Below are 20223 nucleotides of genomic sequence, written 5' to 3' on the forward strand. Positions count from 1 at the left end.
CACGATGGTGCCCAACCTTGATATTCCGAGCGCAGGCTTTCCGGCGGCCTGCCGCCTCGCCAACTTCGCGGCTGACGCCGCTCCCACAACTGCCAGCGGCATCGCACCTACCGCTGTACGGTCCCGGCGTTATATCGTCTGCGCATGACTGAACCTCCTGCCTTCGATCGACAGCTGCCGGACGACATCCAGTGGCAACCGCTGCCGCCGCGCGGCGCGCTGTTCGCCGCCACCGGCTCGGCACTGAGCATGGCCCTGCTGTTCGGCGCGGCCTGCGTGGTACTGATGCTGGTCACCAAGCAATCGAGCTGGCTGCTGATCCCCTCGGCCGGTGCCGTACTTGGCGCCCTGCTCGGCGCATGGTTCGGCTGGCGCCGGCATCGGCTCACCTTCTGGCGGCTGGACGCGCAATCGCTCGGTGTCCGCCGTGGCCATATGTGGCAGAGCGAAAGCCACGTGCCGGTATCGCGCGTGCAGCACCTGGACCTGCGCCGCGGCCCGCTGGAACGCATGGCAGGCCTGGCGACCCTGATCGTGCATACCGCCGGCACCCGCATGAACACCGTCGCCGTGGCCGGACTGGCACACGCTGATGCCGAACGCCTGCGTGATCGCCTGGCGCGGCAGCTCGACCACGACGACGCGCTGTGAGCGAACTCCCGCCCCCCGTGCCCAGCGACGAACAACGGCTGCATCCGTGGTCGTGGCTGTTCGCCCTGCAGCAGCAGGTGCAGCAGTTCCTGCTGCCGCTGGTTGCCTTGCTGGTGTTCGGCAGCCGCCGCGATGACGACCTGCCTTACCACCACTGGATCAGTGGCGCGATCGTGGTGGCGCTGGTCGCCAGCGCGGTGCTGCAATACCTGAGTTACCGCTATCGCATCGGCAACGATGCGCTGAGCATCCGCAGCGGCATCTTCGAGCGCACCCGTCGCGAGATCCCGTTCGCGCGCATCCACAACGTCGTCGTGCACCAGAACCTGTTGCACCGCATGTTCGGCGTGGCCGAGCTGCGACTGGAATCGGCTGGCGGCGACAAGCCCGAAGCGGAAATGCGTGTACTCAAACTGGCGCAAGCGCTGGAGCTGGAGCGGCTGATCCGCCAGGGCGGCAGCGAAGCAGCGCCAAACGGCGACCAAGCGGACACTCCCACCGATGGTGTACTGCTGAGCCTGTCGCTGTCCGAACTGGTGCGGCAGGGGCTTATTTCCAACCGCGCAATGGTCGTTGTGGCGGCGGCAATCGGTGCGGCCTACCAACTGTTCCCGCGCCGGACCACCTCCGATTTCATCGAAGAACAGGGCCGCCACGCCTTCGGCTATGCCAGCCAGCTGCAGCTGGGCACGCTGACCATGGTCGCCACCGGCCTGCTGTTGCTCGCCTTCGCGCTGGTCCTGATGCGGCTGCTATCGGTGGGCTTGGCCATCGTGCAGTACTACGGTTTCCGCCTGAGCGAGGCCGACCGTCGCCTTACCGTCGAACGCGGCCTGTTCACTCGTGTGCGCAGCAGCGTGGCACGCCGTCGCATCCAGGCCTGGACCTTGCGCGAAGGTGCGTTGCATCGCTTGTTCAAGCGCCGCCAGCTGCGTGTGGATATCGCCAGCGGCGGGCAACAGCAGGAACAGGACGGGCGCGCACTGAAGGAACTGGCACCGCTGGCAACGCCCGCTGCCTGCGACGGCCTGTTGCAGCACCTGCTACCGCAGCTGCAATGGCCGCCCACCCAATGGCTACCGGTAAGTACACGGGGCTGGTGGCGGCTGTGCCTGCCAGCGCTGCTGTTGATGAGCCTGCTGTCTGCACTGCTGGTGTACGAAACCGGCAGTGCATGGGGTCTGTTGCCGCTGCTCTGGCTGCCATGGTCGGCGCTGAAGGCGCACCGCCAGGTAAGCCGCATCGGCTACAACATCGACGCGCAGCGCGTGGCCATTCGTGGCGGCTGGTGGAACCGCTGGTGGCGGGTAGCCGAGCTGGACAAACTGCAGGCCCTGCGACTGGATCGCTCACCGCTGGACCGGCGATTCGGCACCGCGACACTGACGCTGGATACCGCAGGTGCAGGTGGTTCGCCTGCTTTGCAGCTGCGTTTTCTTGAGGAAGCGCAGGCGCGTGCGCTGATGGCGCAGCTTGAGCGGGAGATGGTGCGGCGCAAGCTGCGCTGGTGATGGCAACGCGTTTTCCTCTCCCGCAAGAGAAGAGGGGCTTGGAGCAGCCCCGTAGCCCGGGTAAGCGCAGCGCACCCGGGAGGTGGGAAGCGCGCCAAAGTCTGGCAACGGAAAACCAGCTTCTCCAGAACCAGCATCAGGCGTGAAGCCGAGTCACCGAGCTGGTCCCTCTCCCCGGGTGCACTGCGCTTACCCGGGCTACACCCATGCCGCTGCAACCTGACTTCACCCTGGGCATCGTGGCCAGGCGAAACTGCTGATCCTCAAACCCGCGCCGGACCCCAATAACCAATGCGCTTGCGCAGCTTGATCTTGCGCCACCAGTTGCGCGGCTTGGGCTTGCGGTTGCGGCCACCCTTGGCGATGAAATCATCGATCGCCTGCAGGATGCGCTCGCTGGACTGGCCATCGCGGTAAGGGTGCAGCTGGTCGGCAAACTGGCGCACTGCCGCCATCAATTCCGGCGGCCGCGACAGCGCCGTGCGGATTGCGCCTTCAAACTGCCCCGGGTCGTCGATGTCCAGCAGCTGCGGGCCCGGCCGGCGGTTCTTGAAGGTCACCACCGGCTTGTAGGTCAGCAGGAATTCGTTGAGCGCCGAGGAGGTGTCCGAGCACATCATGTCCACCTGCGGGAACAGGTCCAGGATGTTGTCGTCGTCTGCGAAGCGCAGGTACGGGCCTTCCAGCGCGCGGTACTTGGCGGTGATTTCCGGGTCCATCTTCGGATGGAAGGTGACGATCCAGCGCCATTCGCCAGTCTGCGACAACCGCTTGATCTCGTCGTACAGGATGCCGGCGGCGCTCCAGGACGGCGAGAAGGTGGAGTGGTACAGGATCACCGGTGGCTCGCGCACGGGATCGGGCTCGTCCTTGAGCTGGCTCATGAACGGGTCGATCTTCGGGAAGCCGGTCTCAACCACCGAAAAATGTCCGGTCTTTTGTGCCAGCTCCGAGAACGCGGCGGTATCACGCGGGCCGGTGGTGCAGTACAGGTCGAAGAAGCCTCGGATATAGATGTGGCGCGGCTTGCCCGCATCAAAGCCATGGAAGGTCTCGACCTTCACCCCGGGGAAGAAGTGCGGCACCGCGTTGGACGAGGTAATCACCGCGCAGGGGTTCCACGCACGCACCTGCTCTACCGTCAACAAGGTCTCGTCGGCGGTCAGATCACTGGCGCCGGGGCCATCGAAGAACCATGCCGCCTCATCACCACGTGCGCGGATCGCCGCCTGCAGCGGGCGGAGGATGGCCAGCGCATAGCGCTCGGACCCGTACAGCAGATAGTGGCGTGGCACGGTGGGGAACTCCTGAATATCCCGGATATGCCGAAATTATCGCATCGCCAGTGGAAGCCGTCGCTGCTAGGCTTTGCCCGATCCCCCGTACCAGACCCCGCATGCCCAGCCCAAGCACCGCCCTGCCCGCCCAGCGCCCACGCCTGTCGGCCTGCATCATCGCCTTCAACGAAGCCGACCGCATTGGCGACTGCCTGGCCTCGCTGGCGTTCTGCGACGAGATCGTGGTGGTCGACTCCTTCTCCAGCGACGCCACCGTCGCCGTGGCCGAAGCCGCTGGCGCCCGCGTGGTGCAACGTGCGTTCACCGGCTTCCGCAGCCAGAAGGCGTTCTGCGTGGAACAGGCCAGCCACGACTGGGTGCTGTGCCTGGACGCCGATGAGCGGGTCAACCCGGAACTGCGCGCGGCCATCGAGGCCGAGCGTGACGCCGGCTTCCCCCGTGCCGTCGGCTACCGTTTCGCGCGCTGCTCGGAGTACTTCGGCCGTTTCCTGCGCCATGGCACCGCCTATCCGGACCGGGTACTGCGCCTGTTCGACCGCCGCCACGGCGGCTGGCGCGGCGATCGCGAAATCCACGAAGCCGTCTCGCTGGACGGCCCGGCCGCCCTGCTCAAGGGCGACCTGCTGCACCACCCCTACCGCAGCTTCCTGCAACTGCTGGACAAGAAGCAGAAGTACGCGCGGATGATGGCCGAGCATGAGTTCGCCAAGGGCAAGCACGCCAGCCTGGGCAAGCTGATCATCGCCCCGAGCTGGCGCTTCATCCGCAGCTACGTGGTCAAGCGCGGCTTCCTGGATGGCTGGCCGGGCCTGATCGAGGCCTTCGTCAGCGCCAACTACGTGCGGCAGAAGACCATCATGCTGTGGCTGCTGCAGAACGGGCAGCCGTTGGTGACGCCATCCGCGGATGCCAGTGTTGATAAACCGCGCGACTGAAGGACACCGATTGTTGCTGAACGTGCGGCGGTAGTTACCATGAACACGCGACGCAGTTCGTTGAAGATGCGGGTTTGCGTCGCTAGAATTGTTTGTTCTACCGACTGAAAATCAGACTGGTTGCACGGTGGCCGTTCTGCTGTCACTGCCACTTTCCCAGCGGCGTATCCACGCCCAACCGGTGTGATCCATCACGTGAATCAGTTGTCTGCGGTCCAATCTCCCCTGCTGTTACAGGCACTGCGCAGCCGGCTGCTGACGGTTGGCCAATGGTGCGCGGTGCTTACGCTGTTCGCTGCCCCGCTCAACAAGCCCGCCACCAACATCCTGCTGGGCTTGAGCCTGTTGTGTTCACTGGCTGGCGCGGACCTGGTTGCACGCTGGCGCTCCGCGCTATGTGAGCCAGTGGTCATCGGCTTCCTGGTCTGGTTCGGCGTTTTGTTCGCCAGCGCGCTGCATGCATGGATTGGCTCAGACGCCCCTGCGTTTGGCGAAGCCTCGATGTGGGGCTGCCTGTACCCGTTGCTCATTGCCAGCCTGCTGCGCGATTCACGCTGGCGCTGGCGTGCATTGGCAGCATTTGCTGTCGCCGCCGGGGTGGTGGTGCTGATCTCCTACCTGATGCAGTTCGGTCTGGTACCACAGCGTGCAGTGGCTGAAATCCAGCCCTCCATGCGTAACACCGTCTTCAAGGAATACACACAGCAGGGGCTGGCCAGCCTGATCCTGATGTCGATGCTGGTGGCTGTGGCCTTCAACAGCAACGAGCGGGGTTTACGCATCGCTGCGTTGCTTGCTGCCGCGGTCGTGCTGTGCAACGTGGTGCTGCTGATCCAGAGCCGTACCACCTACATCGTATTGCTGCCGCTGCTCGGCTATTGGATCTACCGGCTGGTTGCGCACCGTTTCAACGGCTGGCGCACGTTTATCATCAGTACCGGCCTGGTCGTCGTCACCATCAGCGTACTGTGGTCCACACCCAGCATCCGCGAACGCATGCTGAGCTCGGTCACCGAGGAAGTGGACAGCTATCTGGTCACCCAGGAGCCCACGTCCAGCGGCATCCGCCTGTGGCTGTGGCAGCAAACCCTGCCGATCATCGCCGATGCCCCGGTGTTCGGACACGGCCTGAACCAGTGGGAGCCCATCTACATGGAGCAGATGCGCGCCATCCCAGGCTCGGAACCCTTCATTACGGGCCACCCACACCAGGAAGCCCTGCTCATCCTGGCCGAGGAAGGCGTGGCTGGCCTGCTGGTATTCGCGGCCCTGCTGCTGGCCTTTGCCGTTCATGTAAGCAAGCTGCACGACCCTCAAAAAGGTATCTTTGCCAGCATCCTCATCATCTATGTGGCCGCCGGCCTGGCCAATGGACTCTGGAGCAACTTCACCCACCGCCATGTTTTCATGCTGCTGATGGCCAGCATCCCGCTGGGCAGCTTCCCTTGGCATGGCATCGGTAGAGCACGCGAATCCACGCCATGAGCCGCAGTCCGCCGTTCGATGAGGTGACCATTGTCTGCGTCACCTACAACAGCTCGGCTCTTCTGGAGGCGATGGCAAGCACGCTCGCCCCGTTCCCGCATGTGGTCATCATCGACAACGGCAGCTGCGATGGCACTGCCACCCGGATCGCCGCACGCATTCCACATGCACGGCTGATCACCCGTACCAGCAACGCCGGTTTTGGCGCCGCCAACAACCAGGCAATGGCGACCGTGCAGACGCCGTTCGCCCTGTTGCTCAACCCGGATTGCGTCATCGCCCCGGCCGACCTGCAATGCCTGCTGGACTGCTTGCGCGACCACCCGCAGGCCAGCGTGGTTGGCCCGCAGAACTGGCGCAGCGAAACCGTTCCACAGATCTCGCACCGCCAGGCATTCTTCAGGCCGGGCACGAACAGTACGTTCACGGTGCCGGACAAGGTCACCGCCGCCGAGTGGATTCACGGTTGTTGCCAGTTGCAGCGGACCAGTGCATTCCGGGAGATCGGCGGCTTCGACGAAACCTTCTTCCTTTACTACGAAGACGATGACCTGTGCCTGCGGATGGCCAGGGCCGGCCACCAATGCCTACTGCAGCCGGCTGCACGCGCCTTCCACAAGGGCGGCGCCTCATCGGCACCCAGCATGCGCACCGACTTCATCAAGCGCTTCCATTACGCACGTTCACGCCAGATCGCCATACGCCGCTACATGGGTACTGGCGCAGGACGGATCCATCTGGTCAAGCTGATGACAGCTGCAGTGCCAGCGATGCTGGTTTACAGCCTGCTGCTGCGTCGGCGCGATGTAATCAAGTGGGCCGCATGGGGAGCGGCGGCATTTTCTGCTGCCTTGGGGTTGGACCTGGTGCCAGGGTGCGGCAAGCCCGCCACTCGCCCGATCAGCGGCTAGCATCTTTTCGGCACCAATGCATCCCAACCAAGGGCACAGATCGTGGCAGAATGTGTTACCCGCTGGGCATTGAACGCCCTTGCCCGCCCTATCCTCCATCTTCTCGAGAGTTTTTCATGCAACGCGTCTTGGTCACAGGTGGTGCGGGGTTTCTTGGTTCCCATTTATGCGATCGACTGATCCAGCAGGGGCATGATGTCCTTTGCGTGGACAACTACTTCACCGGCAGCAAGCGCAATATCGCGCACCTGCTGAACCTGCCCAATTTCGAGCTGATGCGCCACGACGTCACCTTCCCCCTGTATGTGGAAGTGCAACGCATCTTCAATCTGGCCTGCCCAGCCTCTCCCGTGCACTACCAGCACGATCCGGTACAGACCACCAAAACCTCGGTGCACGGCGCGATCAACATGCTGGGCCTGGCCAAGCGCGTGAATGCACGCATCCTGCAGGCTTCCACCAGCGAGGTCTATGGCGATCCGGAAGTGCACCCGCAGCAGGAAGGCTACTGGGGCCGGGTCAATCCGATCGGCATCCGCAGCTGCTATGACGAAGGCAAGCGCTGCGCCGAAACGCTGTTCTTTGACTACCACCGGCAGCACGCGCTGGACATCAAGGTCGTGCGTATCTTCAACACCTACGGCCCACGCATGCATCCCAACGATGGCCGCGTGGTGAGCAACTTCATCGTGCAGGCCTTGCGCGGCGAAGACATCACCATTTTCGGCGATGGCAGCCAGACCCGTAGTTTCTGCTACGTGGATGATCTGATTGAAGCGATGCTGCGGACGATGGACACCGAGCGCGGCTTCACCGGGCCCATCAATATCGGCAATCCCGGCGAGTTCACCATGCTGGAGTTGGCCGAAATGGTCCTGCGCCTGGTCGGCGGTCGCTCGCGCCTGGTGTATCGCCCCCTGCCCTCGGATGATCCGCGCCAGCGCCAGCCGGACATCTCGCTGGCCCGTGAAAAACTGGGATGGGAACCAAAGGTCGCATTGGAAGATGGCCTGAAGGAAACCATCGCCTACTTCCGCAAGCTGCTGGCCGAGGACCAGGCGTGACCACGTTCGCCGTCGTCATCACCAACTACAACTACGCCAAGTTCGTCTGCGAGACGATCGACAGCGCACTGGCCCAGACCCGGGCCGCCGCACAGATCCTGGTGGTGGACGACGGTTCAAGCGATGGCTCGCCGGAATTGCTGCGCCAGCGCTACGGTGACGATGCCCGGGTGACGCTGCTGTTTGGCGAGAACGAAGGACAACTGGCCGCGTTTCAACGCGGCGTGGCCGCTGCCAACGCCGATGTGATCTGCTTCCTGGACGCCGATGATCGCTGGAAGCCGGAATACCTGGAAAAGATCGGCGCGGTATATGACGCCCGCCGCGATGTCGACTTCGTCTTCAGCGACCTGCAGACCTTCGGCATCGACAACCTGGACATCCGCTACGAAGACAGCCAGGAGCCCATCGACCTGGGCTATACCGCAATAAGCACCTATTTCCTGGTGCCCTGGTATGGCGCCCCCACCTCGGCGCTGAGCCTGCGCCGGGCCTGGGCCGAGAACGTACTCGACCTTCCGCACAGCTTCCGACGCCAGTGGAAGCTGTGCGCTGATGCATGCGTGGTGCACGGTGCCAGCATCCTCGGCGCCCGCAAGTACTACCTGCCCACCGCCTGCGTGGAATATCGCACCCATGGCAACAACGGCTGGTGGGCAACCCGCCGTGAGCCGACAAGCTTGTATCGCAACGCGCTGCGCAACTACGGCATTGTTCGTGTATACGCCGCGCGTAGTGGCTTGGACGATGGCTGCTGCAGCTTGGGCAAACAGGAGTACCGCACCAAACCCAAGCCCAGCCGCAAGGAACGGCATCGCTACGCCAGCATCGCATTGCGCGGGGAAGCGCCCTGGTGGAAGCGCTACGAAAGAGCCATCAGCATCCTGTCCGGACGCCAGTCACGCCGCCGTTGAACAGCGGCGTCATTGCAGCGGATCCCGCGTATCAACCGTTGTCCGCCGGTGCACGCCCGCGCAACCGCGAAGCGAGATTGTAGGCAAACCAGCGCACGCTGAGGCCTGCCCGATAAGCCTCGCGGCTCAGCCAACCCAACGGCCCAACAGCAGGCTTGGCCTTGCGCCCGGCCTGGATCACCGAAGCGAACAGATGACCGCTGCGCACGACGCCGGGCTTGAGGCCGAGGCACTCCACTCCGTGCAGCCAGGCCAGGTCCATATAGTCATCAACCGGCAGCACCCAGTGCTCGGCGTGACGCAGGAATTTCGCAGCCGCCTCTGGCGTCAGGTAATAGCCAAACGCGCACAGTGGGCTACGCCAGTAGCGGTGCAGGACTGAGTCGCCGAACCTTATCCAGGCCGAGCTGGGGCGGTCCGCAGCATGCAGGCGGAAGTACCCCACCGACTCCGGCAGTGACGGTAGATCACGCAACACGTCCAGAAACCGCGGGTCGATGGTGATGTCGTCTTCAAACACCATCATCGGTCGACCACTGTCCACGCACTGCTGCCACAACAAGTAGTGGCTGGCCCAGCAGCCGATCTCGCCGGGGCGGAAAGGGCGGCCCTTGCAGGCCAGGCGCCGCTTTTCATCGACCTTGGCAAACAAGGGGTGCGGAATGCTGCCATTGACCGCCTCCCACATCGTCACCTCGATGCCCAGAGCGGCTGCCTGCCGCTGGATCGAGGCACGGCGATCCGCCGATGCCGGCAGGTTGATCACATAAAGAGGCAAATCAGCAGACGGTCGAGTCATTGCGCGACGCAATCCTGGAAAAGAATCCACACGGGCTCCCCGCTTTCCGGAAGCCATCCTGGACACAACAACGAGTCATGATAGTACCTGATCAACAATTGCCTGCCCCCCCCCTGCCCTGGCGCCCGCAAGCAAAACTGGGCCGGTGCTTGATTTCACGGCCAACGCCAGCGCCAGCTTGGTCCGAAGCACGGAGAACGCCCGCTCAGCCCTGCGTCGCTTTCACCAGCCGCGCATAGAAGAAGCCATCGCCGCCTTGCTCACCGGGCAGTCGCTGGCGGTTGCCGCCAACCTCATGCCCGAACACAGCGGGCAATGCCTGCACCTGTGCATCGGGTGTACGCGCAAGGAAGTCCACCACCTGCTGGCCGTTCTCCTGCCGCAGGATGGAGCAGGTCGAGTACAGCAGCACGCCACCGGGGCGCAATACTGCCCACAATGCGTCCAGCAAGCGCGACTGCAAGGCCGCCAATGCAACGATGTCTTCGGCACGGCGGTGCAATAGCACGTCCGGCTGTCGACGGATGATGCCGGTGGCCGAACACGGCGCATCCAGCAACACCGCGTCAAACGGATTGCCGTCCCACCAGGCAGCGGTATCGGTGGCGTCCACCGCCAACACCTGCGCCTGTGCGCCGACGCCGGTACGGGCGAAGGTTTCGCGGATGCGCTGCAGACGTCGGGCATCGACGTCCAGCGCCAGCAACTGCAGGGATGGGTCGCGCTCCAAAAGATGCGCGGACTTGCCCCCCGGCGCGGCGCATGCGTCCAGCACCCGCGCGCCGAATGGCGCCTGCAGCGCATCGGCAACCTGTTGCGCCGACAGATCCTGCACCGACACCGCGCCCTGCGCGAAGCCGGGCAAGCTGTTCACGGGCACCGCAACCGGCAGGCGCACCGCATCGGCCGACAAGGGCTCGGCGATGGCTTCAATGCCGGCCTCGGCCAACAAACCCAGATACGCTTCGCGCGAATGCTGCTGACGGTTCACCCGCAGCCACATCGGCGCGGGCTGCAGACTCTGCGCGATGATCTCCATGGCCTGCTCCGGCCAGTCGCGCCGAACCTGGGCCAGCAACCATTGCGGCCACGCATCTTCAGCGCGCGCCTCGGCAAAGCCTTCGCGCTGTGCGCGGCGCAGCAATGCATTGACCATGCCGGCCTGACGCTCACGGCCCAGCGCGCGCGCTGCCTCCACGGTCGCCGACAGCGCGGCATGGGCCGGCAGCTGCAACACATCCAATTGTGCAAAACCGGCCATCAGCAACGCACGCAGATCACCATCGCGCGCGCCCAACGGCTTCTGCAGCCATTGCCGCAGTGCCTGGTCGTAGACGACGCGGCGACGCAGCGCGGCAAAGCAGATGGCCTCCAGCAGTGCGCGGTCGCGGCTGTCGTCGAGTTTGGGCAGGGCTGCGCCGAGTTCGGCTTTCAGCGAGCGGCCCTTGCCGATCACCGCCGCCAGCACCTTGGCCGCCAGCGCACGGGTCTGCACGCCGGGCTGTGCCGCCGCGGACTTGCCCCACGGCGAGGAGGTAGCAGCCGTCATCCGCTCAGCCCTCGATTCGCAGATCGCGGCGTGCGTTCAGGTAATCGGCAGCGGTAATCGCCTTGCCGCCTTCGCGCTGCACCACGCGCAGGCGCAATGCGCCCTGCCCGCAGGCGATGTCGATACCTTCACGGGCGGCACCGATCACCGTGCCCGGTGACTGGCCGCGATTGTCCTCAATGGCTACCGCACCGTGGATGCGCACGCGCTCGCCAGCCAACATAGCCTCGGCTACCGGCCACGGATTGAAGGCGCGCACGCGGCGCGCCAACGCAGCAGCCGGCTCGGCCCAATCGAGTCGGGCTTCAGCCTTGTCCAGCTTGTGTGCATAGGTGACACCGGCTTCCGGCTGGCGCTGCGGCACCGGCTTCAAGCCGGCGCGCAACAAGCCCAGGCCATCGGACAGCACCTGCGCGCCCAGCTGTGCCAGGCGGTCATGCAGTTGGCCACCGGTATCGGCATCGCTGATCGGGGTGTGCTGGCGCAGCAGCACCGGGCCGGTATCCAGGCCCGCCTCCATCTGCATCAGGCAGACGCCGGTTTCGGCATCGCCCGCCTCGATCGCGCGCTGGATCGGCGCGGCGCCGCGCCAGCGCGGCAGCAGTGAGGCGTGCACGTTCCAGCAGCCGTGGGTCGGGATGGCCAGCACCGCCTTGGGCAGGATCAGGCCGTAAGCCACCACGATCATCAGATCCGGCTGCAATTCGCGCAGCTGCTGCTGGGCTTCGGGCGTCTTCAGGCTTTCCGGCTGGAATACCGGAATGCCGCGCGCGATCGCATCAAGCTTCACCGGCGACGGCATCAAGCCACGGCCACGGCCTGCAGGGCGATCCGGCTGGGTGTAGACCGCCACCACTTCATGCTGGCGCGCGGCGGCGGCCAAGGAAGCAACGGCGAATTCCGGCGTACCGGCGAAGATGATTTTCATTGGGCGGGGATTCGTGATTCGGGATTCGGACTCGGCAAAAGCTGCGCAGCGGCGGCGGCTACCAATCGCGAATCGAAAGAAAGAGCGTGCGGATCAGGGATGCAGAACAGAACGCCGGGACTGGAAGAAACGCAGCAATTCATGCCCTTTCCAATCCCGGGTCCCCGATCCCCGCCTCAAATCAAGCTACGTGCTTGCGCGACTTGGCCAGCTTCTTGCGCACCATCTCGCGCTTGAGCGGCGACAGATAGTCGATGAACAGCTTGCCGTCCAGATGATCCATCTCATGCTGGATGCAGGTCGCCAGCAACTCATCGGCCGCCAGTTCCTGCTGCTTGCCTTCGCGGTCGAGGTAGCGCACCACGATGGAGTCAGCGCGGGTGACATCGGCATAGATGCCCGGCACCGACAGGCAGCCTTCCTGATAGACGCGGCCGCCTTCGCTGGCACTGACGATCTGCGGGTTGATGAACACCTGTGGCGCGTTGTGCTCTTCGCTGACGTCAATGACCATGAAGCGCTTATGCACGTCCACCTGACTGGCAGCAAGGCCAATGCCTGGGGCGTCATACATGGTCTGCAGCATGTCGTCGAGCAGCTGCTGGAAGGCCGGCGTGGTCACCTCGGCCGCTTCAACAAGGGCCGCCTTGGTGCGCAGGCGCGGGTCTGGAAACTCAAGAATGGGCAGGAGGGCCATGGCAATACCAATCCGGGATGCCGCTTATTTCGGCAAGATGTCCCAATTCTACCGCTTGCGCTTGCCCGGCGCCCCCGTTTCTGCAATATAGTGCGACAACCTGTTGGGGAATCAGGCAGATCGCAACCATGTTGAAACAATTACGTACGGTCGCCGCCGTGGCGATGCTGACCGTCACGACCTATGCCGTGGCCGTCGAAATGAACGGTACCCACCCTGACACCTACGTGGTGCGCAAGGGCGATACTTTGTGGGACATATCGGCACGTTTCCTGAAAAAGCCGTGGCTTTGGCCGGAGATCTGGCAGGCCAACCCGCAGGTCAAGAACCCGCACCTGATCTACCCGGGCGACGTTCTGAGCCTGGCCTATCTGGACCGGGTGACGGCCCAGGCAGGCCCGCGCCAGGAAGCACCGATCACCGGCGTACCGCTGGCGGACGTTGAGCCTTTCCTTAAGAACCTGAACGTGGTGGACAGTTTCGAGGACCTGCCCTATGTGGTCGGCCTGGAAGACAACCGCCTGCGCGCTACCCTGGGGCAGAAGGCCTATGTCCGCGGGCTGGAGGGCGCGCAGCCCGGCCAACGCTACATGGTGGTGCGCCCGACCGTGCGCTTCAACCAACCCAAGCCCACGGATGACCTGGACAACCGCGGCCGGGCCATCCTGGGCAGCGGCAACCTGTGGGAGAGCTTCGTAGCCGCCAATGACCGCAACGAGTTCCTGGGCTACGAGCTGGCAGAGGTGAATGCCGGCACCCTGACCCAGGTAGCCAGCGGTAACGTGGAGGCGTCCACGTTGCAGCTGCAGGACAACGGCAGGGAAGTACGCGCCGGCGACCGCCTGGTGCCAGTGCAGACCACCCCATACGACCTGCAGTTCGTCCCGCACGCCCCGGCCAACGCCTCCGCGCCAGGTCAGCTGCGCGTGCTTGCGGTGACCGACACCTTCAGCAGCGGCGGCCCACGCGATGTGATCGCCATCTCCGGCGGCGCCCGTGAGGGTATCGACAACGGAACGGTGTTCTCGATCTGGCGCAGCGGCAGCCACGTTGCCCATCGCATGCAGTACCCCGGCTCCTCGCGCATGGACGATGCACTGAAGACCGGCGCTGGCCGGGTCACCCTGCCTGACGAATATGCAGGCCATGCGATGGTGTTCCGCACCTTCGACAAGGTCAGCTATGCCTTGATCATGGAAGGCACCAAGCCGGCCCGCGTAGGCTATGAGCTGAAGCACCCGGACGCGCAATAAGCGCCTGCGGTCTAGCCTTACGATGCAGCACAACGGCGCCCGAGGGCGCCGTTGTTGTTTGTGGCAGCAGGCTGGGCCATGCCTCGATCAGCCTTCGCCAATCTCCCCTCCCCACCCTGTTGTCCGGCCCTGCTGACCCTGGCACTGGCCGGCGGACCACTGCAGACATTGCGCCGCCTGCTCGATCAACATGGCAGCAGCGCCGACGCATTGGCTGCCGGCCCCGCCGGCTGGCAGGCCGCCGGCTGCACCTCAGCGCAGCGCAAGGCATTGGCAAAACCCGATGCAGACGCCTGGACGCGCGCCGTCACCTGGCTGGACGCCGACGGCCATCAGCTGATTGGCTGGGGTGACCCGGACTATCCACCGCTACTGCGCGACAGCCCGAATCCACCACTGGCCCTGTTCATCGCCGGTGACCCGGCACGTCTGTGGCAACCGGCAATCGCGATCGTCGGCAGTCGCATGCCCACCGCCGGCGGGCGCCATATCGCCCGCGACTTCTCCACCACACTGGCTGGCTGCGGCCTCACCATCGCCAGCGGACTGGCCGCCGGCATCGATGCGGCTGCGCACCGGGCGGCGCTGGCCTGCAGCGGCAGCACGTATGCAGTGATCGGGACGGGGCCGGACCTGGCCTACCCGCGCCACCATCGCCAGCTGCAGGCACAGATTGCCGCCGAAGGCGCGGTGATCAGCGAATACCCGCCAGGCACAGCACCGCGCAGCGGCCAGTTCCCCGCCCGCAACCGCCTGTTGGCGGCGCTTGCCCTCGGCACCGTGGTCATCGAGGCCGCCGAACGCTCCGGCGCACTGATCACCGCGCGCCTGGCCAGCGAGGCCGGCCGCGAGGTCTTTGCGGTGCCTGGCTCCATCCACAATCCGATGGCACGCGGCTGCCACCGGCTGATACGTGAAGGTGCAACATTGGTGACACACAGCGCCGACATTCTTGAAGGCGTGGCCAATCTGGCCGACGAACTGGCCTGCGCCTTGCAAACCCGGCTTCAGACCCCCATCTCCCCTGTACCGTCCGGCCAGCACCCGGCCGTCACGCCACCGGACCCAGACTACCAGCGATTGTGGGACGCCTTGGGTTATGACCCAACCGGTATGGATTTACTGATCGAGCGCACTGGATTGACGGCCGCCAGCCTGTCCTCCATGCTGCTGCTCATGGAATTGGAAGGGAAGGTTTCGTCGGCGCACGGCCGCTATACCCGCACCTGAAGGTTTCTTCACCTCCACAGCGCCAATGGCGCAGGCCGAGGGGCAATGAAAGAGAGCATCCTGGACGTCCTGCTGTACCTGTTTGAACACTATTTCAGCGAAGATGCTGATCTCATCCGAGACCGCGACTCGCTACAGAACGGCCTGATCCAGGCCGGTTTCAGTCCCGCCGAAATCAACAAGGCCTTCGATTGGCTCGATGCCTTGGCCGAACAACGCCCAGCCGTGGCCCAGCCCCGCGTTGACGGGCCGGTACGCGTGTTCCACGGCCCCGAGCTCGACAAGCTGGACGTGGAGAGCCGTGGTTTCCTGCTGTTCCTGGAACAACAACGCGTGCTCGACGCCGACCAGCGCGAACTGGTGCTGGACCGCGCCATGGCGCTGGACCAGGACGAACTGGACCTGGACGACCTGAAGTGGGTGGTGCTGATGGTGCTGTTCAACCAGCCCGGCGCCGAAGCCGCCTATGCCTGGATGGAAACCCAGATGTTCGTCGACGAACCCGAACCCCTGCACTGAGCCCAACACCGGCGTGCAGGGATGCATAAGGACAATACCTACGTGAACCAATGGTTCTACGCCGAGGGTAACCGCGAACGCCGCGGCCCGATCAGTGACGAAGACATCACCCGGCTTTTCCAGTCCCGGCGTATCGACGAGGACACCCTGGTCTGGCGCGAAGGTGCCGGTGACTGGCGGCCGCTGCGCGAGTTCGCCGGCGAGCTTGGGCTCGACCTGCAAAACCCGGTGTCGGCAAGCGCACCGCCAGTACCGCCGTCGCTGCCTCCGGGGCTACAAACCATCCACACGACATCCGCTGCAGCTCCCCGCCAGGGCCTGTCCGGCTGCGCGATCGCCGGCATCATCGCCGCGGTCGTCGGCGTGATCCTGATTGCCGTCCTAGCCATCCTGGCGGCCATCGCGATGCCGGCCTACCAGCAGTACGTGATGCGCTCCAAGACAACGATGGTTTCAGGGCAACTGCTGGGCCTGAAGCATCAGGTGGCCGAGTTCGTCGCCGCCAACCAGCGCTGCCCGATCAATGATGACGAAGGCTTCGGCACCCCGGAAAGCTATGCCAGCGGCGACGTCGCCCAGGTCCATGTAGGCCGCTTTGAAGAGGGGCATTGCGGGCTGGAAGCCTTCCTGCGGGTTCCATCACATTCGCAACTTGACGGCAAAAGCATCTGGCTCGACTACGATATACAGGCCGACAGCTGGGAATGCAGTTCCGATGTCGACGACAACTACCTGCCGATCGACTGTCGCGGCTGATTGGTAGCGTTCAGAACTTTTACGGGGAAAAAGATGAGCCAGTGGTACTACGCTGATGCCCAGCGCGAGCGGCATGGTCCGATTGAAGCGGATGCGCTCCGCGAAAAATTCCGCGCAGGCGAGATCGACCTGGGCACCCTGGTGTGGCGCGAAGGCATGCAGCAGTGGCAACCGCTCTCGGCCATCGCCGACGAACTGCAGCTGATCACCCAGGCCAGCACCGGCATCGACCTGCGTCAGGACTACGCCGCCATTGAAAGCGGCGAAGCCGTCGTCGCACGGTCTGCCGCAGAGGCAAACTCACCCTACGCCGCACCGGCCAGCCGTCCGCAGGATGTCAATCCCGCTGCCGTGCAGGGCGGCCTGGTCGTGCAGGCCGGCTTCTGGAAGCGCGTGGCCGCCTACTTCATCGACTACGTTATCCTGACCACCTTCACCTACATCGTGCTGATCCCGCTGAGCATCCTCGGCGCGATTGTCGGCGGTGTATCGGGCGGCTCGGACTCCGCCGCCGGTTCGATCGGCATGTTCCTGACCCTGGGCATCGGCTACCTGATCATCTTCGTCGGCAACCTGATGTATCCGGCATGGATGCACTCCTCCAAGTACCAGGCCACCCTGGGCAAGATGGCGGTGGGCATCAAGGTGGTCCGCAGCAACGGCGAGCGCCTTACCATGGGCCGCGCGGTGGGCCGTTTCTTCGCCTACATCCTCAGCAGCATCACCCTGTGCATCGGCTTTGTGATGGCCGCCTTCACCGAGCGCAAGCAGGCGCTGCACGACATCATCTGCGACACCTTGGTGGTGGACAAGCACGCCTTCACCGATCATCCGGAATGGCAGCAGCAGGGGCTGGGAACGGTCACCATCGTGATCCTGTCGCTGGCCGGCCTGGGCTTGCTTTGCCTGATCGGGCTGTTCGTGCTTCTCGGCGTCGCTGCAGCGGGTTTGAACTGACAAATTACCGGGGGCGGCTTGACACAAGCCCCTCCGGCATGATTCCTCTAATAAGGAACCAAGCTGAACGCCCGGGCCGCAACCCGGGCGTCGGCTTATGCACAACCCAAACATCGGCTTCACTATCGTCCCGGTTTAAGCCACCCTAGCGCCCCCACACGGGCGTTCCGCCCCAAGAATGTACTGACATGCCCAAGCACCTGCTCATCGTCGAATCACCGGCCAAGGCCAAGACGATCAATAAATACCTCGGCAAGGACTACACGGTCCTGGCCTCGTATGGGCATGTGCGGGACCTGGTTCCCAAGGAAGGCGCGGTCGACCCCGAGAACGGGTTCGCCATGCGTTACGACCTGATCGAGAAGAACGAGAAGCACGTCGAAGCCATCGCAAAAGCCGCAAAGGGCGCCGATGACATCCTGCTGGCGACCGACCCGGATCGCGAGGGTGAGGCAATCAGCTGGCATATCGCCGAGATCCTGAAACAGCGCGGCCTGTCCGATGGCAAGCCGATGCAGCGCGTGGTGTTCACCGAAATCACCCCGCGCGCGATCAAGGAAGCGATCGCCCAGCCGCGTGAAATCGCCTCGGACCTGGTCGATGCCCAGCAGGCACGCCGCGCGCTGGACTACCTGGTCGGCTTCAACCTGTCGCCGGTGCTGTGGCGCAAGGTGCAGCGCGGCCTGTCCGCCGGCCGCGTGCAGAGTCCGGCCCTGCGCATGATCGTCGAGCGCGAGGAAGAGATCGAAGCCTTCATCTCGCGCGAATACTGGAGCATCGAGGCTGCCTGCGCGCATCCCTCGCAGCACTTCAATGCACGCCTGATCAAGCTGGACGGGCAGAAGTTCGAGCAGTTCACAGTCACCGACGGCGACACCGCCGAGGCCGCACGCCTGCGCATCCAGCAGGCTGCGCAGGGCTCGCTGCACGTCACCGACGTGGCCAGCAAGGAGCGCAAGCGCCGCCCGGCCGCACCGTTCACCACCTCCACGCTGCAGCAGGAGGCCTCGCGCAAGCTCGGCTTCACCACCCGCAAGACCATGCAGGTGGCGCAGAAGCTGTACGAAGGCGTGAACATCGGCGACGAAGGCACGGTCGGCCTGATCTCGTACATGCGTACCGACTCGGTGAGCCTGTCGCAGGACGCGCTGGCCGAAATCCGCGACGTGATCGCCCGCGATTACGGCATCAGCTCGCTGCCGGACAAGCCCAACACCTACACCACCAAATCCAAGAACGCGCAGGAAGCCCACGAAGCCGTGCGCCCGACCTCCGCGCTGCGCACCCCGGCACAGGTCGGCAAGTACCTCACCGATGACGAGCGCAAGCTGTACGAGCTGATCTGGAAGCGCGCCGTCGCCTGCCAGATGATCCCTGCCACCTTGAACACCGTCAGCGTCGACCTGTCGGCCGGCAGCGAGCACGTGTTCCGCGCCAGCGGCACCACCGTGGTGGTGCCCGGCTTCCTCGCCGTGTACGAGGAAGGCAAGGACAGCAAGAGCGCCGAGGACGAGGACGAAGGCCGCAAGCTGCCGCTGATGAAGCCCGGCGACCGCGTGCCGCTGGACCGCATCGTCGCCGACCAGCACTTCACCCAGCCGCCGCCGCGCTATACCGAAGCAGCGCTGGTCAAGGCGCTTGAGGAATACGGCATCGGCCGTCCGTCCACCTACGCCTCGATCATCCAGACCCTGCTGTTCCGCAAGTACACCGAGATGGAAGGCCGCAGCTTCAAGCCGACCGACGTCGGCCGCGCGGTCAGCAAGTTCCTGTCCAGCCACTTCACCCAGTACGTCGATTACGACTTCACCGCCAAGCTCGAGGACGAGCTGGATGCGGTGTCGCGTGGCGAGGAAGAGTGGGTGCCGCTGATGGAACGCTTCTGGGGCCCGTTCAAGGAACTGGTCACCGACAAGAGCGAATCGCTGGACCGCACCGATGCCGGCAGCGCGCGCGTGCTCGGCCCCGACCCGGTCAGCGGCAAGGATGTCACCGCCCGTATCGGCCGCTTCGGCCCGATGGTGCAGATCGGCACCGTCGAAGACGAGGAGAAGCCCAAGTTCGCCTCGCTGCAACCAGGCCAGAGCATCTACTCGATCTCGCTGGACGAAGCACTGAAGCTGTTCGACATGCCGCGCAAGCTTGGTGCCGATGCCAATGGCGAGGAAGTCACCGTCGGCATCGGCCGCTTCGGGCCGTTCGCCAAGCGCGGCAGCACCTATGCCTCGCTGACCAAGGAAGACGACCCGTACAAGATCGACCTGGCCCGCGCCGTGTTCCTGATCGAAGAGAAGGAAGAGATCGCGCGCAACCGCATCATCAAGGAGTTCGAGGGTTCGGACATCCAGGTGTTGAACGGTCGCTTCGGCCCGTACATCAGCGACGGCAAGATGAACGGCAAGATCCCCAAGGACCGCGAGCCGGCCTCGTTGACCCTGGCCGAAGTCGAACAGCTGATGGCTGATACCGGCAAGCCAGTGCGCAAGGGCTTCGGCAAGAAGGCCGCCAAGAAGACCACGGTCAAGAAGGAAGCCGCGCCGAAGAAGGCCGCCGCAAAGAAGGCCCCGGCCAAGAAAGCGGCAACCAAGAAAGCTGCGACCAAAAAAACCGCGGCGAAGAAAGCCACCAAGAAGACCGTCGCCAAGAAGGCAGTGAAGAAGTCGGCCGCCGACGACGCACCGCCGTTCTGAACCTGCACTTCCTTCTCCCTCCGGGAGAAGGTGTCCGAAGAGCCTGCCCCCGCGAAGGCGGGGGACGGATGAGGGT

Annotated in this window: 18 protein-coding genes; 13 read left to right on the forward strand and 5 right to left on the reverse strand. The window is 64.5% G+C overall.

What is annotated here, in order from left to right; genetic code table 11:
* Window positions 1–144 precede the first annotated feature (144 nt).
* Both AC13FW_RS16500 and AC13FW_RS16505 read left to right on the forward strand, forming a co-directional pair.
* The gene (locus AC13FW_RS16500) at window positions 145–651 is read left to right on the forward strand and encodes a PH domain-containing protein (RefSeq protein WP_482989787.1); all 507 of its coding nucleotides are present in this window, start codon (window positions 145–147) and stop codon (window positions 649–651) included.
* A gap of 17 nt (window positions 652–668) precedes the next feature.
* Window positions 669–2162, forward strand: coding sequence for a PH domain-containing protein (locus AC13FW_RS16505; protein ID WP_482989788.1), 1494 nt, complete (start codon window positions 669–671; stop codon window positions 2160–2162).
* Window positions 2163–2425: 263 nt separating this feature from the next.
* On the opposite strand, the gene AC13FW_RS16510 is transcribed toward AC13FW_RS16505, so the two are convergent.
* Window positions 2426–3457 carry a CDP-glycerol glycerophosphotransferase family protein gene (locus tag AC13FW_RS16510; RefSeq protein WP_296248596.1) on the reverse strand — a complete coding sequence of 344 codons (1032 nt, stop codon included), beginning with the start codon at window positions 3455–3457 and terminating at the stop codon, window positions 2426–2428.
* A 101-nt stretch (window positions 3458–3558) separates the two neighbouring features.
* Here AC13FW_RS16510 and AC13FW_RS16515 point away from each other — a divergent pair, with 101 nt between their 5' ends.
* The 5 genes from AC13FW_RS16515 (at window position 3559) to AC13FW_RS16535 (ending at window position 8769) form a co-directional block, all read left to right on the forward strand.
* Entirely contained in the window at window positions 3559–4395 is an 837-nt protein-coding gene (locus tag AC13FW_RS16515; protein WP_482989789.1) for a glycosyltransferase family 2 protein, read from the forward strand.
* Between the two features lie 195 nt (window positions 4396–4590).
* On the forward strand, window positions 4591–5880 hold the full coding sequence (locus AC13FW_RS16520) for an O-antigen ligase family protein (protein WP_482989790.1): 1290 nt from the start codon (window positions 4591–4593) through the stop codon (window positions 5878–5880).
* Complete coding sequence (locus AC13FW_RS16525) at window positions 5877–6791, forward strand: glycosyltransferase family 2 protein (RefSeq protein WP_296248602.1); 915 nt, start codon at window positions 5877–5879, stop codon at window positions 6789–6791. Before AC13FW_RS16520 ends, AC13FW_RS16525 begins: the two co-directional genes overlap by 4 nt.
* A gap of 116 nt (window positions 6792–6907) precedes the next feature.
* Complete coding sequence (locus AC13FW_RS16530; RefSeq protein ID WP_481508833.1) at window positions 6908–7855, forward strand: UDP-glucuronic acid decarboxylase family protein; 948 nt, start codon at window positions 6908–6910, stop codon at window positions 7853–7855.
* Entirely contained in the window at window positions 7852–8769 is a 918-nt protein-coding gene (locus AC13FW_RS16535) for a glycosyltransferase family 2 protein (protein ID WP_482989791.1), read from the forward strand. Before AC13FW_RS16530 ends, AC13FW_RS16535 begins: the two co-directional genes overlap by 4 nt.
* Before the next feature lie 31 nt (window positions 8770–8800).
* On the opposite strand, the gene AC13FW_RS16540 is transcribed toward AC13FW_RS16535, so the two are convergent.
* The 4 genes from AC13FW_RS16540 to def all read right to left on the reverse strand — a co-directional run bounded on the left by AC13FW_RS16540 (window position 8801) and on the right by def (window position 12742).
* Window positions 8801–9568 carry a glycosyltransferase family 25 protein gene (locus AC13FW_RS16540; protein ID WP_482989792.1) on the reverse strand — a complete coding sequence of 256 codons (768 nt, stop codon included), beginning with the start codon at window positions 9566–9568 and terminating at the stop codon, window positions 8801–8803.
* A 205-nt stretch (window positions 9569–9773) separates the two neighbouring features.
* Window positions 9774–11117, reverse strand: coding sequence for a 16S rRNA (cytosine(967)-C(5))-methyltransferase RsmB (gene rsmB, locus AC13FW_RS16545; RefSeq protein WP_296248610.1), 1344 nt, complete (start codon window positions 11115–11117; stop codon window positions 9774–9776).
* A gap of 4 nt (window positions 11118–11121) precedes the next feature.
* Window positions 11122–12045, reverse strand: coding sequence for a methionyl-tRNA formyltransferase (gene fmt / locus AC13FW_RS16550; RefSeq protein WP_482989793.1), 924 nt, complete (start codon window positions 12043–12045; stop codon window positions 11122–11124).
* Between the two features lie 181 nt (window positions 12046–12226).
* Window positions 12227–12742 (reverse strand): peptide deformylase, encoded by a 516-nt coding sequence (def, locus tag AC13FW_RS16555; protein ID WP_282268094.1) that lies wholly within the window; start codon window positions 12740–12742, stop codon window positions 12227–12229.
* Between the two features lie 128 nt (window positions 12743–12870).
* Between def and AC13FW_RS16560 the strand changes: the two genes are divergently transcribed.
* From AC13FW_RS16560 to AC13FW_RS16585, 6 genes are all read left to right on the forward strand, one after another.
* Window positions 12871–13995, forward strand: a complete 1125-nt coding sequence (locus AC13FW_RS16560) for a LysM peptidoglycan-binding domain-containing protein (protein ID WP_282268096.1) — start codon at window positions 12871–12873, stop codon at window positions 13993–13995.
* A gap of 78 nt (window positions 13996–14073) precedes the next feature.
* Window positions 14074–15225, forward strand: coding sequence for a DNA-processing protein DprA (gene dprA / locus AC13FW_RS16565; protein ID WP_482989794.1), 1152 nt, complete (start codon window positions 14074–14076; stop codon window positions 15223–15225).
* 45 nt (window positions 15226–15270) lie between these two features.
* Window positions 15271–15744, forward strand: coding sequence for a DUF494 family protein (locus AC13FW_RS16570; RefSeq protein WP_282268100.1), 474 nt, complete (start codon window positions 15271–15273; stop codon window positions 15742–15744).
* Between the two features lie 21 nt (window positions 15745–15765).
* A complete protein-coding gene (locus AC13FW_RS16575) occupies window positions 15766–16500 on the forward strand; it encodes a GYF domain-containing protein (RefSeq protein ID WP_482989795.1) in 735 nt (244 codons plus the stop codon).
* Between the two features lie 33 nt (window positions 16501–16533).
* Entirely contained in the window at window positions 16534–17457 is a 924-nt protein-coding gene (locus AC13FW_RS16580) for an RDD family protein (protein ID WP_296248621.1), read from the forward strand.
* Window positions 17458–17645: 188 nt separating this feature from the next.
* On the forward strand, window positions 17646–20147 hold the full coding sequence (locus AC13FW_RS16585) for a DNA topoisomerase I (RefSeq protein WP_482989796.1): 2502 nt from the start codon (window positions 17646–17648) through the stop codon (window positions 20145–20147).
* Window positions 20148–20223: the final 76 nt, after the last annotated feature.

Source organism: Stenotrophomonas sp. 21LCFQ19 (assembly GCF_056861425.1).

Excerpts from the sequence above, each read along its gene's own strand:
- AC13FW_RS16540 (WP_482989792.1), bottom strand. The coding sequence starts at position 9,568 with ATGACTCGACCGTCTGCTGATTTGCCTCTTTATGTGATCAACCTGCCG.
- AC13FW_RS16560 (WP_282268096.1), top strand. The coding sequence starts at position 12,871 with ATGTTGAAACAATTACGTACGGTCGCCGCCGTGGCGATGCTGACCGTC.
- AC13FW_RS16515 (WP_482989789.1), top strand. The coding sequence starts at position 3,559 with ATGCCCAGCCCAAGCACCGCCCTGCCCGCCCAGCGCCCACGCCTGTCG.
- AC13FW_RS16500 (WP_482989787.1), top strand. The coding sequence starts at position 145 with ATGACTGAACCTCCTGCCTTCGATCGACAGCTGCCGGACGACATCCAG.
- AC13FW_RS16570 (WP_282268100.1), top strand. The coding sequence starts at position 15,271 with ATGAAAGAGAGCATCCTGGACGTCCTGCTGTACCTGTTTGAACACTAT.
- AC13FW_RS16525 (WP_296248602.1), top strand. The coding sequence starts at position 5,877 with ATGAGCCGCAGTCCGCCGTTCGATGAGGTGACCATTGTCTGCGTCACC.
- def (WP_282268094.1), bottom strand. The coding sequence starts at position 12,742 with ATGGCCCTCCTGCCCATTCTTGAGTTTCCAGACCCGCGCCTGCGCACC.
- AC13FW_RS16530 (WP_481508833.1), top strand. The coding sequence starts at position 6,908 with ATGCAACGCGTCTTGGTCACAGGTGGTGCGGGGTTTCTTGGTTCCCAT.
- AC13FW_RS16580 (WP_296248621.1), top strand. The coding sequence starts at position 16,534 with ATGAGCCAGTGGTACTACGCTGATGCCCAGCGCGAGCGGCATGGTCCG.
- AC13FW_RS16585 (WP_482989796.1), top strand. The coding sequence starts at position 17,646 with ATGCCCAAGCACCTGCTCATCGTCGAATCACCGGCCAAGGCCAAGACG.
- AC13FW_RS16575 (WP_482989795.1), top strand. The coding sequence starts at position 15,766 with ATGCATAAGGACAATACCTACGTGAACCAATGGTTCTACGCCGAGGGT.
- fmt (WP_482989793.1), bottom strand. The coding sequence starts at position 12,045 with ATGAAAATCATCTTCGCCGGTACGCCGGAATTCGCCGTTGCTTCCTTG.
- rsmB (WP_296248610.1), bottom strand. The coding sequence starts at position 11,117 with ATGACGGCTGCTACCTCCTCGCCGTGGGGCAAGTCCGCGGCGGCACAG.
- dprA (WP_482989794.1), top strand. The coding sequence starts at position 14,074 with ATGCCTCGATCAGCCTTCGCCAATCTCCCCTCCCCACCCTGTTGTCCG.